We start from the raw sequence: 1,471 nt of genomic DNA on the forward strand, positions 1-1,471 counted from the left end.
TGCTCCAAAGAGCCTCCTTGCGGGTAATGTTAGCTAGATGCCTCCGGCACGCTGGCGCGAACGACAATGTTAGAGGTCGGTAACTATCTTAAAAGCACTGGTTTAACCCTTAAGCCTGTTTAACTTTTAAGTTCTAGAGCAGGGAACTAGCTACGCATCCTCTGGTAGGTCTTTAACTCTTACCTCTAACGTAGTTCGGTTAAGAACTGAGTCTGGTCAACTAGGCTTTTACAAGCCCTCACTTACCCGAAGGGAAGTGATGGGTGGTTGACAACTTGTATTTAAGTTCTAATCCTGAACAAGCTCTTCAACTGATTGCATGGGAATATAAAGTTTCATCGAATTTTGCTTAAATTCCTTAAATCCATACTTGATATAAAAATTTACAACCTCCTCATCTAAGGCTTCGGCTATCACAGCTAGAGAACCAACCTGTCTAGAGGCATTAAACGTCCTTTTCAGAGCATCCACCAACATTAGCTCACCAAATCCCTGCCCTTTTTGTCTATTATCAACAGCAAGACGACCTAACAGCGTAGCTGGTAGATATGGATAACGAGGTAATCGTTTCGCAAAAGCCTCATCCAGAACTGTAATATCAACAGTATATGCAGAGAGCGTGTAGTAAGCTAAAACATGGGAATCAGGCTCATCAATCAAAACAAATACAGTTGCAACTCTTTTTTTGAGATCCTGAGATGCTTGTTTATATAGATAATTATCTAAACTATCTTTCCCACAGCAAAATTCAGTGCGAATATGCCTACGACTATCTAGAAGCTCGATCTTGAGAACCATTACACTGTAATTACTTGTTTATATCTTAATGCCGCTGCTTTCAGAGCATCATTCGGCTGGGGAGGATTGAGTAAAGCATCCACAAAAGCTTCAGCATCGCCCATACTCAGCTTGAGGGTTTGGTGTCGTTCAATGACTCGCAAAGCCTCTGCCTGAACACTCGCAATCACAAAATCAGTTAAAGTGCGTCCTTCCAGATCCGCTGCTTTCTGCAACAAAGCTTTAGTTTCTGGAGTCATACGAGCTTCAAGTCTCGCTATCTGTTTTGGAATAGGTGCAACATCCATATCAATATAGTGTTAGATGGACTTTTAAACTATAATTATATACGGCAATATGCCGTATGTCAAACAATTGCGGAATCCATATTTTTGTATTCTAAAAAGTCTTACACTAAAATCTCTTTAACTCTGTCAACTGTCACCTGCTATAGCTGATACTGGTAAAAATCCACCAGGGGATCGCGGGAAGGCTGGGAGCCGCGTCTCTTTAGAGCGCGGGGGAAAGCCTACCCGTGCGGTTTTAACCGCTTCCAATATTCTCGATCATGATGCGGGTCATTAAATCTTTTCAACATTTTATTTCTCTCTAACTAATCTTTTTAAGGCTGACGAAAGACTCATTCCCCAACCTTGGGCGATATCCTCAAGTTTCTTTCTTTCAGTTTCATCTA

General features: G+C 41.5%; 2 protein-coding genes. Both read right to left on the reverse strand.

What is annotated here, in order from left to right; genetic code table 11:
* Nucleotides 1-288: 288 nt before the first annotated feature.
* Nucleotides 289-798, reverse strand: coding sequence for a GNAT family N-acetyltransferase (locus IQ228_RS25960; RefSeq protein ID WP_027401265.1), 510 nt, complete (start codon nucleotides 796-798; stop codon nucleotides 289-291).
* Nucleotides 798-1,085, reverse strand: coding sequence for a DUF1778 domain-containing protein (locus IQ228_RS25965; RefSeq protein ID WP_027401264.1), 288 nt, complete (start codon nucleotides 1,083-1,085; stop codon nucleotides 798-800). Before IQ228_RS25965 ends, IQ228_RS25960 begins: the two co-directional genes overlap by 1 nt.
* Between the last annotated feature and the right edge of the window lie 386 nt (nucleotides 1,086-1,471).

It is taken from the genome of Dolichospermum sp. LEGE 00246 (genome assembly GCF_015207865.1).
In the GTDB taxonomy this organism is placed as follows: domain Bacteria; phylum Cyanobacteriota; class Cyanobacteriia; order Cyanobacteriales; family Nostocaceae; genus Dolichospermum; species Dolichospermum heterosporum.

Coding starts and splice junctions, on each gene's coding strand:
- IQ228_RS25960 (WP_027401265.1), bottom strand. CDS start 798: ATGGTTCTCAAGATCGAGCTTCTAGATAGTCGTAGGCATATTCGCACT.
- IQ228_RS25965 (WP_027401264.1), bottom strand. CDS start 1,085: ATGGATGTTGCACCTATTCCAAAACAGATAGCGAGACTTGAAGCTCGT.